The following is a 14,819-nucleotide window of genomic DNA, read 5'->3' as shown; positions in this document are numbered from 1 at the left end:
GAGGGCCCGCCGGGGGAGTCCGTGCTCTCCCGGCGGGCCCTCGGGCGTGGCGCCTCCGTGCGGTGCTGCTGCGCGGTGCCCTTGGCGCCGACGCCCTGGCGGTGGGTGCGGTCAGCCCCGCGCGCCGGCCGCGCGGTGGCGGCCGTGCGGGTCGGTCTCCGGGCTGTCGTCGTCGGCGGAGCCACCGCGGTGGCGGCCGTGCGACCCGGTGTCCTTGGCCGTCTTCTCGTCGGCGTCGGTCCCGGTAACCGCGGGTCCGGTGGTGTCGGTGAGGGTGTCGGACATGAGATTCGTCTTTTCCGTGCGGAGGGTGCGGGTCATCGGCGCCCGGCCGGCGCCGGTGGCGCACGGTCGGGTCCCCGATCGGGTGCTCGGTACGCGCCCGTAGCCGGTGATCACGGCCCGTGCCCCGGCCACCATAACGGCCGGGACGGGCGAGATCCTATCGAGATCCTGACGCGAGTCCCGTGCTGGTCCGGGGCCCGGAGCCGGGTCGTCGGCGCACCGGCTCGCGGCGGACCGGGGCGGTGCCCGGAGGCCGCCGGGCCGGGCCGACGGCCCGCACTCACCTGCGGAGAGTTCACTCGGATCGCCCAGCACGGCGCCGGGGCCGCCTGGTCGTGCGGGAGGGTCCGGGAGTCCGTGGTCTTCGGCGGGCGGGCGGCGGATCAGCCCGGACGGCCGGTCCGCAGGAACGTGGCCAGCAGCTCGTGCAGGACGGCGGCGCCCTCGTCGGCGAGCACCTCGTGCCCGGAGCCCGCCGCCTCGACGTACCGGAAGTCCTCGCCCTCGACCCGGCCGATCCGCAGCAGTTCGTGCCGCAGCGACCGGGACTGGCTCACCGGCACGACCTCGTCCCGGTTGCCGTGCACCATCAGCAGCGGCGCGCTCAGCCGGTGTGCGAGTTGCAGGACGTCGCGCGGTCCGCGGGCGTCGGAGATCGGCTCGCCACCGCCCAGGCGGGTGGCCAACGCCCCTACGGGGGGCGCCGCTTCGGCCAGCAGCCGGGCGCCGGACAGGAACGGTGCGACCACCGCGCAGCGGGCGACCTGCCCGGCCGGCGCGTGCGCGGCCGCCAGCAGCGCGAGGAAGGCGCCGTAGCTGACCCCGAAGAGGGCGGGCGGCTCCAGGCCCAGGGCGGCGCGCTGGCCCGCGATGCCGTCCAGCAGGTACAGGACGTCGTCCAGGTCGGGGCCGCCCCAGGCGCCCCGGATGGCCAGCGCGTGCGCCACGCCGTAGCCGGTGGAGCCGCGCTGGTTGGGCGCGACCACCGCCAGGCCCTCGGCGGCCATCCGCTGCAGCGCCGGGTCGAACTCCAGCCGCCAGGCGTCCGCCGGGCCGCCGTGCAGCGCCAGCACCAGGTGCGGGCTGCTCAGCCAGCTGTCCCCGCCGTACACCACGGCCTCCAACGGGCCTGCCGGGCCCGCCAGTTCGAGGCTCTGCGCGGGCTGCCAGCGGCCGCCGTCGCCGGGCGGGGTGCTGCCGTCCAGCCGCCAGCCGGGCGGTGCGGTCCGTACCGGGCGCATCCCGCCGGGCTGCCAGGGCAGGACGGTGTCCCGCCACGGGCCGGGCAACCCCGAGGCCAGTGGCGCGAGTTGAAGCGGCAGCGGCACCGGGGCGGAGGCGGCCGGGAGCGGGCCGTGCGCCAGCAGCGCGTCGACGTCCAGGGTGGCCAGCGCCGTCGGACGGTCGGGCGAGGAGTACGGCAGCCGAAGCCCGGCCTCGCCCCAGTGGCCGACCGCGCCGAGCCGCCCGGGCGGCGCCGGCAGCGGGTCCAGCCGTCCGGCGGCGGGCCGCCACAGCGCGAGTGTCGAGCCCGCGCCGTGGTCGATCTGCACCGCGACCCGGGGGCCGTCCGCCGCCACCCGCAGGGCCACCGGCCGCAGGAGCATGCCCGCGACGTGCAGGCACTCCGGGAACCGCAGCGGCTCCCCGGTGCCGAGGAGGCCCCAGCCGAGCCGGTCGGTGCCGGGCGCGTCGCTGCGCACCATCGCGAACCGGCTTTCCGGGTCGAACAGGACGAGGCGGTCGTTGCTGTGCGGGCCGATCTCCAGCAGCGGGGTGGTGCGGCCGGTGCGCAGGTCGAGCACCACGCTGCGGACCAGGCCGTCGTTCACCCGGTCCAGCGCGAGCAGCGTGCCCGTACGGTCGAGCCAGGTGCCGCCGCCGTGCAACCCGGGGATCTCGGCGACCTGTTCGGGCTCGCTGCCGTCCGTCCGCACCAGCCAGGCGGTGGTCGCCGGGCGGGTGTCGCTGCCGAGGGCGACCGCCACCGGTGTCCGGGGCCCGGCCCCGGCCGGTGCCGGGAGCGGCAGCACCCGCAGTCCGGCCATCCTGAGCGCACCCAGCCGCTGTTCCGCGGCGGAGCTTTCGCCCGGCGCCAGGCGGGCCAGGTCGTGCCGGTCGCCGTCGTGCCGACAGATCAGCACCGAGCCGTCCGGCAGGGCGACCAGCTGCGAGCGCAGGCTCTCCGAGCGGTTGCCGGGCAGTGCCAGTGGGGTCGGCTCGGCCGGCCCGCCGTCCTGCGGAAGCCGCCAGCTCTCCACGTACCAGCCGCTGTCGGCCGAGGAGGCGAGGCAGGCGGCGTGGCTGCCGTCGGCGGCGAAGGCGAAGTTCAGCCGGCGCAGGGCCTGGGTCACGGTCCGGGTGGCCACGTTCATGCTCCGCTCACCCCGGTGGCGCCGGCCGGGCACCCCGCCCCGGCCGAAGGGGCCGCAGCGGAAGCGTAGGAAAGGGCAGGCGCGGAGCGAAGCGCCTTGCCGGAAGAAGGGGCGGCGCCGGAAGGAGGGGCAGGAACGCGCGGCGAGGACACGGGTGGCCCGGCCGCGCGCCGGAAGCCGCCGGCGGTGACGTCCCGGTCACCGCCGCCTCTCCGGCCTCCGGCACCGGTCGGTGCCGCCCGTGTCGTCCCCGGCCACGAACCCGCCGCATCCGGTCCGCGCTCCACCGATCCCCTGTCCCCGGCCGCACGCAGCGATGTGCCCGCCCTCATTCGCCACCACATCCCTTCGTCTCCGCCGCCGCGCCGGGTGCCCACTGCTCGCGGCACCCGGGGCGGCGGCCCGGCCTGATCGGTTTCCCCGGAGGGGGCGGCGGTGCCGCCCCGGCACGGGAGTGCTCACCCGGATCCCGTCCGGCCCGCGCGGCATCCGCCCGACTCCGGGTCGTGGCTGCCGCCGGTGCAACTCCCGTTCGCAGGAGTGAAGTTACTTTCGAGCCAACCGAAGCCTCAACGCAGAGCCGGTCACTTCACTCGTAAGGGTGATCAAGGCGTGGTTTCGAATTCGTACGAGAACCCTGCTGTGAGTAACGGGCGCCCGGCGCGCGGCCGCGTACGGAGCGCGCGGGCCCGTCGGGCGCCTCCCGTCACAGATTGACGCGCACCCGTACGCCCGCAGCTCCCGCGTCCGAACAGCCGCCGCGACTCCCCCGGCAGCCCGCCGAACGGCCGAGGCCCGACCGCGCCCGCGCGCACGGTAGTCTCGACAGGTGCCGAAACTGTCCGACGTCATCACCGCGCTCGAAGAGGTCTACCCGCCGCAGTGGGCGGAGTCCTGGGACGCCGTCGGCCTGGTCTGCGGGGACCCTCAGGCCGAGGTCAACCGCGTGCTCTTCGCTGTCGACCCCGTCCAGGCGGTCGTCGACGAGGCCGTGGAGTGGGGCGCCGACCTCGTGGTCACCCACCACCCCCTCTACCTGCGCGGCACCACCAGCGTCGCCGCCACCACCTTCAAGGGCCGGGTGGTGCACACGCTGATCACCAACGGCATCGCCCTGCACGTCGCCCACACCAACGCCGACCACGCCGACCCCGGCGTCTCGGACGCGCTCGCCGAGGCGGTGGGCCTGCGGGTCACCGGCCCGCTGGTACCGGACCCGACCGACCCGCTGGGCCGCCGCGGCACCGGCCGGATCGGCCTGCTGGAGCCCCCGCTGACCCTCTCCGCCTTCGCCGCGCAGGTGGCGAAGGGCCTGCCCGCCACCGCCGCCGGCGTCCGCGTCTCCGGCGACCCGACCCGGCTGGTCAGCCGCGTCGCGGTGTGCGGCGGCTCGGGCGACAGCTTCTTCGCCGACGTCCGGTCGGCCGGCGTGGACGCCTACCTGACCGCCGACCTGCGTCACCACCCGGCCTCCGAGGCCGCCGAGGCGGCGCCCGTCGCGCTGCTCGACGCCGCCCACTGGGCCACCGAGTGGCCCTGGCTCACCCTGGCCGAGCGGGCCCTGCTGGCCGTCGCCGACAAGCGCGGCTGGGCCGTGGAGACCAAGGTCTCCCACCGGGTCACCGACCCGTGGACCGCGCACGCCCCCATGTCCTTCACCGCCTGACCCGATTCACAGGAGCTCTCCGCTTGAACGCCGCGCCCGCCGACCAGATCCGCCTGCTCGACCTCCAGGCCATCGACTCGAAGCTCGACCAGCTGGCCCACCGGCGCCGGAGCCTGCCCGAGCACGCCGAGATCGACAAGGCCACCGCCGACCACACCGCGCTCAAGGACCTCGTCGTCGCCGCCGAGGCCCAGAAGGGCGACACCGCCCGCGAGCTGACCAAGGCCGAGCAGGACGTCGAGCAGGTCCGCTCCCGTGCCGCCCGCAACCAGCAGCGCCTGGACTCCGGCGCGATCACCTCGCCGAAGGACCTGGAGAACCTCCAGCACGAGATCGGCTCGCTCGCCAAGCGCCAGGGCGACCTGGAGGAGGTCGTGCTGGAGATCATGGAGCGCCAGGAGAGCGCCAACACCCGGGTCGAGGAGCTGTCCGCCCGCCTGGAGCACTCCACCATCGTGCTCAAGGAGGCCGAGGGTCGCCGCGACGCCTCCTTCGCCGAGATCGACGGCGAGGCCGACAAGGTCAAGCGCGACCGCGAGACCGTCGCCACCGTCATCCCGGCCGACCTGCTGAAGGTGTACGCCAAGCTGCGCGAGACCCAGGGCGGCGTCGGCGCGGCCCGCCTCTACCAGCGCCGCTGCGAGGGCTGCCGCACCGAGTTCTCCATCACCGAGCTGAACGCCATCAAGGCCGAGCCGGCCGACAAGGTGGTCCGCTGCGAGAACTGCTCGCGGATCCTGGTCCGCACCTCGGACTCGGGCGTCTGAGCCGGTGGCGGCCCGCTTCATCGTCGAGGCCGACGGCGGGTCCCGGGGCAACCCGGGGCCGGCCGGCTACGGCGCGGTGGTCCGTGACGGGGACACCGGGCAGATCGTCGCCGAGGCCGCCGAGTTCATCGGCCACGCCACCAACAACGTGGCCGAGTACAAGGGCCTGATCGCCGGGCTCAAGGCGGCCCGCGAGCTGGACCCGGACGCCTCGGTGGACGTCCGGATGGACTCCAAGCTGGTCGTCGAGCAGATGTCCGGGCGCTGGAAGATCAAGCACCCCGACATGCAGCCGCTCGCCGCCGAGGCGCGCACCGTCCTCCCGCGCGCCCGGGTCACGTACACCTGGATCCCGCGCGAGCGGAACAAGGACGCCGACCGGCTGGCCAACGAGGCGATGGACGCGGGCAAGGCCGGGCGCCAGTGGGAGCCCCGCAAGCCGGCGGCCGCCGTCGAGGAACCCCCGCTGGAGACCGCCGCGCCCAAGGCCGGCTGGGCGGCCCCGGCCGACCTCGGCACCCCCACCACCTTCGTCCTGCTGCGCCACGGCGAGACCCCGCTCACCCCGGAGAAGCGCTTCTCCGGCAGCGGCGGCGGCGACCCGGAGCTCTCCGACAAGGGCCGCTGGCAGGCCGAGCGGGCCGCCGAGGCGCTGGCCGCGCGCGGCAGCGTCCAGGCGGTCGTCGCCTCCCCGATGCGCCGCACCCGGCAGACCGCCGAGACCGTCGCCGCCCGGCTCGGCCTGGAGGTCCGGTACGAGGACGGGCTGCGCGAGGTTGACTTCGGCGACTGGGAGGGCCTGACCTTCGCCGAGGTGCGGGAGCGGTACCCGGACGACCTGACCGCCTGGCTCGGCTCCGCCAAGGCCAGGCCGACCGGCAGCGGGGAGAGCTTCACCACGCTCACCCACCGGGCCGGCGTCGCCCGGGACAAGATCATCGCCCGGTACGCGGGGAAGACGGTCCTGGTGGTCTCGCACGTCAGCCCGATCAAGACCCTGGTCCGGCTGGCGCTCGGCGCCCCGCCGGACTCCATGTACCGGATGGAGCTGTCCGCCGCCTCGATCTGCGCCGTCCAGTACTACGCGGACGGCAACGCCTCGCTGCGGCTGCTCAACGACACCTCGCACCTGCGCTGATCCGCCGGTCACGGACGTGCTCAGTGCACGTCCGTGACCACCACGTCCAGCTGCCACGGCTTGCGCGCCGTGCCCTGTGCCGCGAGCTCGACGTGGTGGCCCAGCTCCTGCAGCGCGTCCATCAGCTCGCCGGGGGTCTTCGGCTCGGCCCCGGCGAGCAGCAGGTCCCGGACGATCCGGCCCTTGGTCGCCTTGTTGAAGTGGCTGACCACGGTGCGCTTGCCGTCGCGCTCCTGGAGCACCCGGACGGTCGCGGTCCGGGAGGCCACCTCGCCGGCCGGTTTCCACGCCGCCGCGTACGCGGAGCTGCGCAGGTCCAGCACCAGCCCGTCCGCGACCTCCGGGAGCACGGTGGCCGTCACGCTCCGCCAGTACGCGCCGAGCGCCCCCAGCTCCGGGAGTTTCACGCCCATCGAGCAGCGGTAGGACGGGATCCGGTCGGAGATCCGCACGGCGCCCCAGAGGCCGGAGAAGACCAGCAGCGAGCGCTCGGCCCGGTCGTACGCGGCGGCGTCCAGGGTGGCCAGGCCGAGGTTGTCGAACAGCACCCCGGTGTACACCTCGCCCGCCGGGCGGGCCCCGGCCGTCGGCAGTCCGGCGTTCTTGGCGATCTCGCCGCGCAGGCCGGGGGAGAGACCGAGCACCTCGGCGGCGGTGTCCTCGTCGCCCCGGCACAGGCGCACCAGCGCGTCCAGTACCGCGCCGCGCGCCGCCGTCAGCCCGGGCAGCGACAGCCGCTCCAGCGCCACCGGCCCGCCGTCCCCGGATCCGGCCTTGCCCTCCGAGGGCGGCAACAGCACCAGCACAGCGGACTCCTCGACAATCTGTGGCACACGAACCCCGCAACCCTACTGCGCCCGCCGTACGGACCCCGCCGCTCCCGCTCCCGCCCCTTCGCCCTCGACTGCCCGGCCGCGGGCGGGAGCGGCAGGCAATTCGGTGGGGCACCCGGCTGTTCACCAGTACGGTGAGCGGCGAGGAGAGTGAGTGCGATGACCCTGCGACCCCTGGACCTGGTGCCCGGCGACGACGACGCCGTGGAGGAGTCCCTGTCCGTGCGCCTGCCCGCCGGCCTGCCGGCCGAGACCCGGACGGCGCTGGAGTTCGCGCTGCGGGCGGCCGCGCAGGCGGTGATGGCCGGGCGGGTGCGGGTGACCGGGGCGCCGGACGGCGCGGACACCGCCGAACTCGCCTTCGAGGTCCGCCAGTCCGACGTCCCCAGGGCGCTCACCGGGCCGACCGCTCCGGAGACCGCTCCGGAGGCCGGCCGCGAGGCCGGCCGGGAGAGCAGGGCCGAGCGCCGGGCGGCCATGGTGGCCCGGATCCGCACCGCCAACGCGGAGACGCTGGAGAGGCTCAAGGACCTGTGACCGAGTACCTGGACCTCGACGACGTCACCTACCTCGCCGGCGGTCCGGAGACCGTCCGCGACCTCGGCGGCCTGCTCTCGGCGATCGCCCGCCCGCAGGCGAGCCTGTTCGGCGAGGACGCCTACCCGGACCTCTGGTCCAAGGCGGCGGCCCTCGGCCAGAGCCTGGCCCGCAACCACCCCCTGATCGACCGCAACAAGCGCACCGCCTTCGAGGCGATGCTGCTGTTCCTGGACTACAACGGCGAGCCGTACACCGACCCGCACCCGGACGACGCCGTGGCCTTCATGCTCCGGCTCGCCACCGGGGGCTACGACGGCGCGGTCGCGCTCGCCGCCAAGGACCTGAAGTCCCTGCTGGGGCGCTGAGCCCGCCGGGGCCGCCGGGCCGCGCCACCCCCCCGGCCGGGGGCGCCGCGGCCCGGGAGGCGCCACTCGGACGCGCCACCCGGACGCGCCGCCAACCCGCCCCGGGCCACCCCGCGGTGGGAGGATCGGTCCGTGCCCGCCCCCCAGCCCCGCGCCGCCGCCGCGCCCGTGCCTGCCCCCGGGCCCGCGCCCGGCCCCCGCCGCCGTCTGCTCGTCCTGGCGATCTGCTGCCTGAGCCTGTTCATTGTCGGCCTCGACAACACCGTGGTGAACATCGCCCTGCCGGTGATCCAGCGGGACCTGGGCGCCCCGGCGTCCGGGCTGCAGTGGATCATCGACGCCTACACCCTGGTGCTGGCCTCGCTGTTGATGCTGTTCGGCTCGGTGGCCGACCGCTTCGGTCGCCGCCGGGTGTTCCAGACCGGGCTGGTCTGCTTCGCGCTCGGCTCGCTGCTGTGCAGCCAGGCGACGAGCCTGGGCTGGTTGGTGGCCTTCCGGGCGCTCCAGGCGGTGGGCGGCTCGATGCTCAACCCGGTGGCGATGTCGATCATCACCAACACCTTCACCGACCCGAAGGAGCGGGCCCGGGCGATCGGCGTCTGGGGCGGCGTGGTCGGCATTTCGATGGCGCTCGGCCCGCTGCTCGGCGGTTTCCTGGTGGACGGCGCGGGCTGGCCGTCGATCTTCCTGATCAACGTCCCGGTGGCGCTCGCCGCCATCGCGCTGACCGCCCGCTTCGTGCCCGAGTCCCGGGCGCCCCGGGCGCGCCGGCTGGACCCGGTCGGGCAGCTGCTGATGATCGTGCTGCTCGGCTGCGGCACCGCCGCGATCATCGAGGGGCCGGCCAACGGCTGGACGTCCCCGCTGATCCTCGCGCTGGCCTCCACCGCCGGGGCCGCGCTGATCGCCTTCCCGCTCTGGGAGCGCCGGGTGGCCGAGCCGCTGGTGGACCCGAGGTTCTTCGCCAGCGCGCCGTTCACCGGCGCCACCGTCACCGCGGTCTGCGCCTTCGCCGCGCTCGGCGGCTTCCTCTTCCTCAACACCCTCTACCTCCAGGACGTCCGCCACTACGGCCCGGTCGAGGCCGGCCTGTGGACGCTGCCGATGGCCGGGATGATGCTGGTCTGCGCGCCGCTGTCCGGGCGGATCGTCGCGAGCCGGGGCCCGCGCCTGCCGCTGGTCGCGGCCGGGCTCGGCCTCGCCGCGAGCGGGCTGCTGCTGACCCGGCTCGCCGCCGACTCCCCGCCCGCCCTGCTGCTGGCCGCGTACGGGCTGTTCGGCTTCGGCTTCGGCATGGTCAACGCGCCGATCACCAACGCCGCGGTGTCCGGCATGCCGCGCGCCCAGGCGGGCGTGGCGGCCGCGGTCGCCTCGACCAGCCGTCAGATCGGCCAGTCGCTGGGTGTGGCGGTGATCGGCACGGTCGTCGCCTCGGCCGTGGTCGGGCCGGTCGCGACCGGCTTCGCCCGGGCCAGCCACGCCGGCTGGTGGATCCTGGTCGGCCTCGGCGGCGCCGTCCTCGTCCTGGGTCTGGTCACCACCACGGCCTGGGCGAGCGCGACGGCCGCCCGGGTGGCCGCCCGCCTCGGCGCCGAGGCGCCGTCCGTCCGGTCCGGTGTACGGGAGGCGCCGCCCGAGCGGCTACCATGACCACTACGGCGGAAGAGTCGGCCGGGCGGTCGCGACGGGTCCCAGACCCGCCGAGGAACGTCCGGGCTCCACAGAGCAGGGTGGTGGGTAACGCCCACCCGGGGTGACCCGCGGGACAGTGCCACAGAAAACAGACCGCCCACCGCTTTTCGTGGTGGGTAAGGGTGAAACGGTGGTGTAAGAGACCACCAGCGACCGGGGTGACCCGGCCGGCTAGGTAAACCCCACCTGGAGCAAGGTCAAGATCGGTGCCCTCGGGCACCGTGCGCGGATGTTTGAAGGCTGCTCGCCCGAGTCCGCGGGTGGACCGCACGAGGCTGTCGGCAACGGCAGCCCTAGATGGATGGCCGCCTCCCCGGGCCGCGCAAGCAACCCGGGAGACAGAACCCGGCGTACAGGCCGACTCTTCCGCCCCTTTCCCTCCCCGCCGTCCGGCGCGGGGCCCCGCCGGTCAGGCGGGGCGGGCGCCGACGGCGTCGCGGATCTGGTCGCCGAGGCCGCCGTTGACGCGGGCGCAGTTGGCGCAGCAGAAGAACATGCCGGCGACTTCGACGCCGTGGCCGACGATGCGCACGTCGCACTGTTCGCAGCGCGGGGCGAGCTTCTCCATCGCGCACTCGAAGCTGTCGAAGGTGTAGGTGTCGCCGGTGACCGTCTTGATCTCGAAGGCCAGCCAGTAGTCGTTGCCGCAGGTGACGCAGATGGCCATGGCGGCCGTCTCCTTCCGGTGGGGCCGTCCCGGCGGGGCGGCTCGTCTCCCAGTGTCGAAGGCCCGGTCGGCGGCGGCCACCCGGGGCGAGCGGCGGGGGCTCAGGCGGAGCGGGCGGAGAGGTCCTCCAGGGCGCGGACGGCGCGGTCGGCGTCGTCGGCGGCGACGAACAGGTGGTCGTGGTGGAAACCGGCCACCACGTTGCAGCTGATGCCCTCCTCGGCGAGCCGGCCGGACACCGCGGCGGTCAGCCCGACGGCCTCCAGCGCCGAGTGGATCCGCAGGGTGATCCAGGCCGCCACGTACTCGTAGCGCAGCCCGAGCGCGTCCGCCTCCTCCTGGGCGACCACCATCGTCACCCCCTCGGGCTCGGCGACGGTCACCACCGGCCGCATGCCGGCGGGCACCCGGGCGGGGAGCGTGCAGTAGACGTACCGCCCCGGGTTGAGCTGCGGGCTCATTGCGCGCAGCAGCGTCGCGAGGTCTCGTTCTGCGGCCATGCCCGCCACCGTAGCGGCTGGACGGGGGATGCGTCGTGCTCCGTGGGCGTGTCGGAATCCGTTGACGAGCGACAGTCACCGATATATCGTCGAGCTATCGAGACAGTAACTCGACTGCCTCGTCGAACCGTGGAGACGGAGGTGGGCGCGATGCGCTCGGAAGGTCAAGGAATGCGATTCCGCTGGGAAGGCCCGCGCGGAGGCGGCCCGGGCGGCGGCCGGCGCCGCGGCCCGGGCCCGGAGTTCCGGGGGATGCCCGGGGAGGGCGTCGAGGGCCGGGAGGCGTTCGGCGGGTTCGGCCCGCCGTTCGGCGGCGGCGGCCCCGGCCGGCCGATGGGCGGCCCGTTCGGGCACGGCTTCGGCGGCCACGGCGGCCGGCGCGGAGGCCCGCACGGGCGGCGCGGCGGCCGGGCCCGGCGCGGTGACGTCCGGGCCTCGCTGCTGGCGCTGCTCAAGGAGCGGCCGATGCACGGCTACGAGATGATCGCCGAGATCACCGAGCGGACCGGAGGGGCCTGGCGGCCCAGCCCGGGGTCGATCTACCCCAACCTCCAGCTGCTGGAGGAGGAGGGCCTGATCACGGCGCAGGAGGTCGGCGGCAAGCGGCTGGTCTCGCTCACCGACGCGGGCCGGGCCGAGGCCGACGCCGGGCCGGCCGAACCGTGGGCGGAGGCCGGCCGGGAGGTCGACTGGGAGGCCGTCCAGGAGGTCGGCCAGGCACTCGCCGCCGTCGACCAGGCGATCCGGCAGGTCATGGCCACCGGCACCGAGGCGCAGCGCGCCAAGGGCCTGACCGTACTGACCGAGGCCCGCAAGAAGCTGTACCTCATCCTCGCCGAGGACGACTGACCGGCCCGGGGGGGAGAAGCCGGGAAAGAACCCGCGGGGGGCGCCGCCGGGCAGCCCGCCGGGGAACGGGACGGGCGGTGCCGCTGCCCGGGCGGTCCGGGGGAGGGTCGTACGGGCCTCGCGGGGCCCACGGGCCTCACGGGCTTCACGGCCGGACCGTGAACAGCGCCACGGACACCAGCAGCAGCACCACCCAGCCGAACCAGAGCCAGGCGTTCGGCCCGATGGCCACGCTGTAGAGGCACACCACCAGGAGCAGCACCCCGGTGACGCCGGCGGCCTGCCGGTTGTGGTGCTCCACCGCCCGGGAGCGGCTCCTCGGGTGCCGAACCGTCCTCGCCATGCCGACCTCCCCAGGAGGCGAACGAAGGGCAACGCAGGGCAACAGGGGCAAAGCAGGGCGACGCAGGGCGACGGCGAAGCGCGCGGCCCGTCAGCCGGAGGCGCGGACGGTGGCCGCCTCGTCGTACTCGTAGCGCCAGAACCAGCTCAGGCCCCGAACCTGCTTGCTCCGGACGTACACCAGTGTGCGCGCGGCGGCCTCGCCGTGCGCGGGGACCGGAACCTTGTACTTCTTGGGCACGCCGAGCATCGGCCCCAGGGGGATGGGCAGGATCGTCCCGTCCAGGGGGCCGCCGACGAATTCGGTGTCCGCGCTCTTCATCCCCCCAGGGTCTCACCTCCGCGCCGGACCGGGACCGGGACCAGGGCCGGGGCCGTGCCCGGGGCGCCGCACGGGGTGCCGGCGGGGGAGCGCCGGGACGACCGGGGGCTCCCGGACGGGAGGGCGGGCGGGACGTCGCGTGCGAGCGGCGTGCCGGGAGTGTGCCCGGGGTGCGCCCGTGGGCGTCACCGCGAGTGTGACCGGAGAGGCACCGCCCCCGGTCATCCGGAGGCCCTCCGCACCCTTATCCTTCCTGTTACGCCCTCGGGGTCCACCCGGGTCAGCGGGCCCGTACGGGCCGGGCGAGGCGCGAATCCGCGCGCCCTCCGGCCGATTTGGCGCGGACAGCGTGCTGCCGCGACTGCGTACCGTGACCCGGGCGTCGGCCGCCCGGTGACCCCGGTCCACGGCCGGCAGGGCGCGGACGTCAGGGCCGAGCACCCCGGGAAGCAGTCGGGGGCGCCGTGCGTTGCGTCGAGTGGTACGTCGAACGCTGTGTCGCACCAGGCACGGCAGTTGCGCGGAAGGGGCCCGATGGAAGCCGGCAGCAGGTGGACGACCTGGTGGCAGAAGCGTGAACGTCAGCGGGCGGGGGGCGCCGACGACCCGGCCGCCGGACTCGATCAGCTGCTCGGCGCCGCGCGCGCCGGATTCCCGCTCGCGCCCGCCGCCCACCCGGCCGGCTACCGGTGCTCCTGCGACCGGGTGGCCTGCCCGGCCCCCGCCCAGCACCCGGTGTCCTTCGCCTGGCAGACCCAGGCCACCACCGACCCCGAGCAGCTCTCCCGCTGGCTCGCCCGCGACCCGCAGGCCAACTTCATCACCGCCACCGGCCGGGTGCACGACGTGCTGGACGTCCCGGCGGAGGCCGGACGGCTGGCGCTGGAGCGGCTGACCGCACTGGGCGTCGAGGGCCCGGTCGCCGCCGTCGGCGAGGACCGCTACCTGTTCTTCACCGCCACCCGCGGCACCCCGCAGGACGAGGACGAGTGGTGGCCGAGCGCGCTCGACTCCACCCCGGACACCATGTCCGAGCACCCCGGCCTGCGCTGGCACTGCCGCGGCTCGTACACCCTGCTGCCGCCGGCCGCGCTGCCGGACGGCTCCCACGTGAGGTGGCTGCGCGGGCCCGAGCAGCCACTGCCGGACCCGCTGCGGGTACTGGACGTGCTCACCGACGCCTGCACCGAAGTGGGCGCCGTCGCCGAGGAGCAGTGGCTGATCGGCTAGGGCGCCCACCGGGCGGCGCGGGTCACGCCGGGCGGCGCGGCTCACGTCGGCCGCGCCCCGGTCACGGCAGGGTGAGGATCTCCGCACCGTCCGCCGTGACCACCAGGGTGTGCTCGAACTGGGCGGTGCGCTTGCGGTCCTTGGTGACGACCGTCCAGCCGTCCTCCCAGATCTCGTAGTCGTAGGTGCCCAGGGTCAGCATCGGCTCGATGGTGAAGGTCATGCCCGGCTTGATCACCTCGGTGGCCCGCTCGCTGTCGTAGTGCGGGATGATCAGGCCGGAGTGGAACGACGTGTTGATGCCGTGTCCCGTGAAGTCCCGCACCACGCCGTACCCGAAGCGCTTGGCGTAGGACTCGATGACCCGCCCGATGACGTTGATCTGACGACCCGGCTTGACCGCCTTGATCGCCCGGGCGAGGGATTCCCGGGTGCGCTCGACCAGCAGCCGGGACTCCTCGTCCACGTCACCGACCAGGTAGGTGGCGTTGAGGTCGCCGTGCACCCCGTGGATGTACGCGGTGGCGTCGATGTTGACGATGTCGCCGTCCTGGAGCACGGTCGAGTCCGGGATGCCGTGGCAGATCACCTCGTTGATCGAGGTGCAGACGGACTTGGGGAAGCCCCGGTAGCCGAGGTCGGACGGGTAGGCGCCGTGGTCGCACATGTAGGCGTGGGCGACGGCGTCCAGCGCGTCGGTGGTGACGCCGGGGGCGATCAGCTTGGCCGCCTCCTCCATCGCCCGGGCGGCGATCCCGCTCGCGATCCGCATCTTCTCGATCGTCTCGGCGGTCTGCACCTCGGGCCCGGTGTACGGCGTCGGCGCGGACTTGCCGACGTACTCGGGGCGCGCGATGTGCGCCGGGACCTTGCGGGTGGGGGACTGGATGCCGGGTACGAGAGCCATGCCGCGAGTCTAGTCGCCGGTCCCCGGGGCCCCGGGGGGTGTGCGGCCCGGGCCGGGGCGGGGAATGATCGGTACCGACCCATCCTTCTGGCCTTCTGAACGGGAGAGCGCCATGCCCCTCGGATTCAACCGCAAGCCGACCGGCAAACCCGGCGAGTGGTTCTACTGCATCAAGCACAACAAGGTCGAAGAGGGCCCGGAGTGCCCGGCGAAGGACCGCCTGGGCCCGTACGCCACCCCCGAGGAGGCCGCCCAGGCGCTGCGCATCGCCGACGAGCGCAACCGCGAGTGGCAGAACGACCCGCGATGGACCGACAAGCCGAAGGACGACGCCGAGTAGC

Annotated in this window: 17 protein-coding genes and 1 other RNA gene; 10 read left to right on the top strand and 8 right to left on the bottom strand. The window is 74.8% G+C overall.

Features of this window, described 5'->3' with window-relative positions:
• Positions 1–111: 111 nt before the first annotated feature.
• Both ACFVUY_RS12530 and ACFVUY_RS12525 read right to left on the bottom strand, forming a co-directional pair.
• Entirely contained in the window at positions 112–285 is a 174-nt protein-coding gene (locus ACFVUY_RS12530; RefSeq protein WP_380352529.1) for a hypothetical protein, read from the bottom strand.
• Positions 286–668: 383 nt separating this feature from the next.
• A complete protein-coding gene (locus tag ACFVUY_RS12525; protein ID WP_387729542.1) occupies positions 669–2,660 on the bottom strand; it encodes an alpha/beta hydrolase family protein in 1,992 nt (663 codons plus the stop codon).
• A gap of 829 nt (positions 2,661–3,489) precedes the next feature.
• On the opposite strand from ACFVUY_RS12525, the gene ACFVUY_RS12520 reads away from it, so the two are divergent.
• The 3 genes from ACFVUY_RS12520 to ACFVUY_RS12510 are packed head-to-tail and all read left to right on the top strand — an operon-like array spanning position 3,490 to position 6,231.
• Complete coding sequence (locus ACFVUY_RS12520; RefSeq protein WP_387729540.1) at positions 3,490–4,326, top strand: Nif3-like dinuclear metal center hexameric protein; 837 nt, start codon at positions 3,490–3,492, stop codon at positions 4,324–4,326.
• Positions 4,327–4,349: 23 nt separating this feature from the next.
• Positions 4,350–5,093, top strand: coding sequence for a zinc ribbon domain-containing protein (locus tag ACFVUY_RS12515; RefSeq protein WP_387689403.1), 744 nt, complete (start codon positions 4,350–4,352; stop codon positions 5,091–5,093).
• A 4-nt stretch (positions 5,094–5,097) separates the two neighbouring features.
• Positions 5,098–6,231, top strand: a complete 1,134-nt coding sequence (locus tag ACFVUY_RS12510) for a bifunctional RNase H/acid phosphatase (protein ID WP_387689400.1) — start codon at positions 5,098–5,100, stop codon at positions 6,229–6,231.
• A gap of 20 nt (positions 6,232–6,251) precedes the next feature.
• Here ACFVUY_RS12510 and yaaA read toward each other — a convergent pair whose 3' ends face one another.
• Complete coding sequence (gene yaaA, locus ACFVUY_RS12505; RefSeq protein WP_387689397.1) at positions 6,252–7,037, bottom strand: peroxide stress protein YaaA; 786 nt, start codon at positions 7,035–7,037, stop codon at positions 6,252–6,254.
• 186 nt (positions 7,038–7,223) lie between these two features.
• Here yaaA and ACFVUY_RS12500 point away from each other — a divergent pair, with 186 nt between their 5' ends.
• From ACFVUY_RS12500 to rnpB, 4 genes are all read left to right on the top strand, one after another.
• On the top strand, positions 7,224–7,601 hold the full coding sequence (locus tag ACFVUY_RS12500) for a hypothetical protein (RefSeq protein ID WP_387689395.1): 378 nt from the start codon (positions 7,224–7,226) through the stop codon (positions 7,599–7,601).
• On the top strand, positions 7,598–7,969 hold the full coding sequence (locus ACFVUY_RS12495) for a type II toxin-antitoxin system death-on-curing family toxin (RefSeq protein WP_387689392.1): 372 nt from the start codon (positions 7,598–7,600) through the stop codon (positions 7,967–7,969). The genes ACFVUY_RS12500 and ACFVUY_RS12495 overlap by 4 nt, the downstream gene beginning before the upstream one ends.
• 168 nt (positions 7,970–8,137) lie before the next feature.
• Complete coding sequence (locus tag ACFVUY_RS12490; protein WP_387689661.1) at positions 8,138–9,619, top strand: DHA2 family efflux MFS transporter permease subunit; 1,482 nt, start codon at positions 8,138–8,140, stop codon at positions 9,617–9,619.
• A 13-nt stretch (positions 9,620–9,632) separates the two neighbouring features.
• Positions 9,633–10,030: RNase P RNA component class A (gene rnpB / locus ACFVUY_RS12485), an RNA gene on the top strand.
• 40 nt (positions 10,031–10,070) lie between these two features.
• Here rnpB and ACFVUY_RS12480 read toward each other — a convergent pair.
• Positions 10,071–10,328, bottom strand: coding sequence for a Prokaryotic metallothionein (locus tag ACFVUY_RS12480; RefSeq protein WP_359896907.1), 258 nt, complete (start codon positions 10,326–10,328; stop codon positions 10,071–10,073).
• 101 nt (positions 10,329–10,429) lie between these two features.
• A complete protein-coding gene (locus ACFVUY_RS12475) occupies positions 10,430–10,828 on the bottom strand; it encodes an ACT domain-containing protein (RefSeq protein ID WP_359896909.1) in 399 nt (132 codons plus the stop codon).
• A 171-nt stretch (positions 10,829–10,999) separates the two neighbouring features.
• On the opposite strand from ACFVUY_RS12475, the gene ACFVUY_RS12470 reads away from it, so the two are divergent.
• A complete protein-coding gene (locus ACFVUY_RS12470; protein ID WP_359896911.1) occupies positions 11,000–11,677 on the top strand; it encodes a PadR family transcriptional regulator in 678 nt (225 codons plus the stop codon).
• A gap of 145 nt (positions 11,678–11,822) precedes the next feature.
• On the opposite strand, the gene ACFVUY_RS12465 is transcribed toward ACFVUY_RS12470, so the two are convergent.
• Positions 11,823–12,020, bottom strand: a complete 198-nt coding sequence (locus tag ACFVUY_RS12465; protein WP_387729537.1) for a hypothetical protein — start codon at positions 12,018–12,020, stop codon at positions 11,823–11,825.
• 90 nt (positions 12,021–12,110) lie between these two features.
• Complete coding sequence (locus ACFVUY_RS12460; protein WP_359896915.1) at positions 12,111–12,341, bottom strand: hypothetical protein; 231 nt, start codon at positions 12,339–12,341, stop codon at positions 12,111–12,113.
• A gap of 534 nt (positions 12,342–12,875) precedes the next feature.
• Between ACFVUY_RS12460 and ACFVUY_RS12455 the strand changes: the two genes are divergently transcribed.
• Positions 12,876–13,571 (top strand): bifunctional DNA primase/polymerase, encoded by a 696-nt coding sequence (locus tag ACFVUY_RS12455; RefSeq protein WP_359896917.1) that lies wholly within the window; start codon positions 12,876–12,878, stop codon positions 13,569–13,571.
• Between the two features lie 61 nt (positions 13,572–13,632).
• Here the strand turns inward: ACFVUY_RS12455 and map are convergent, their stop codons facing one another.
• Entirely contained in the window at positions 13,633–14,478 is an 846-nt protein-coding gene (map, locus tag ACFVUY_RS12450) for a type I methionyl aminopeptidase (protein ID WP_359896918.1), read from the bottom strand.
• Positions 14,479–14,590: 112 nt separating this feature from the next.
• Between map and ACFVUY_RS12445 the strand changes: the two genes are divergently transcribed.
• Complete coding sequence (locus ACFVUY_RS12445) at positions 14,591–14,818, top strand: hypothetical protein (RefSeq protein ID WP_387729535.1); 228 nt, start codon at positions 14,591–14,593, stop codon at positions 14,816–14,818.
• The last annotated feature ends 1 nt before the right edge of the window (position 14,819 follow it).

Origin of the sequence: Kitasatospora sp. NPDC058063, from assembly GCF_042885395.1 — a bacterium.
In the GTDB taxonomy this organism is placed as follows: domain Bacteria; phylum Actinomycetota; class Actinomycetes; order Streptomycetales; family Streptomycetaceae; genus Kitasatospora; species Kitasatospora lactacystinica.
This window is presented reverse-complemented; position numbering and strand designations above follow the sequence as displayed.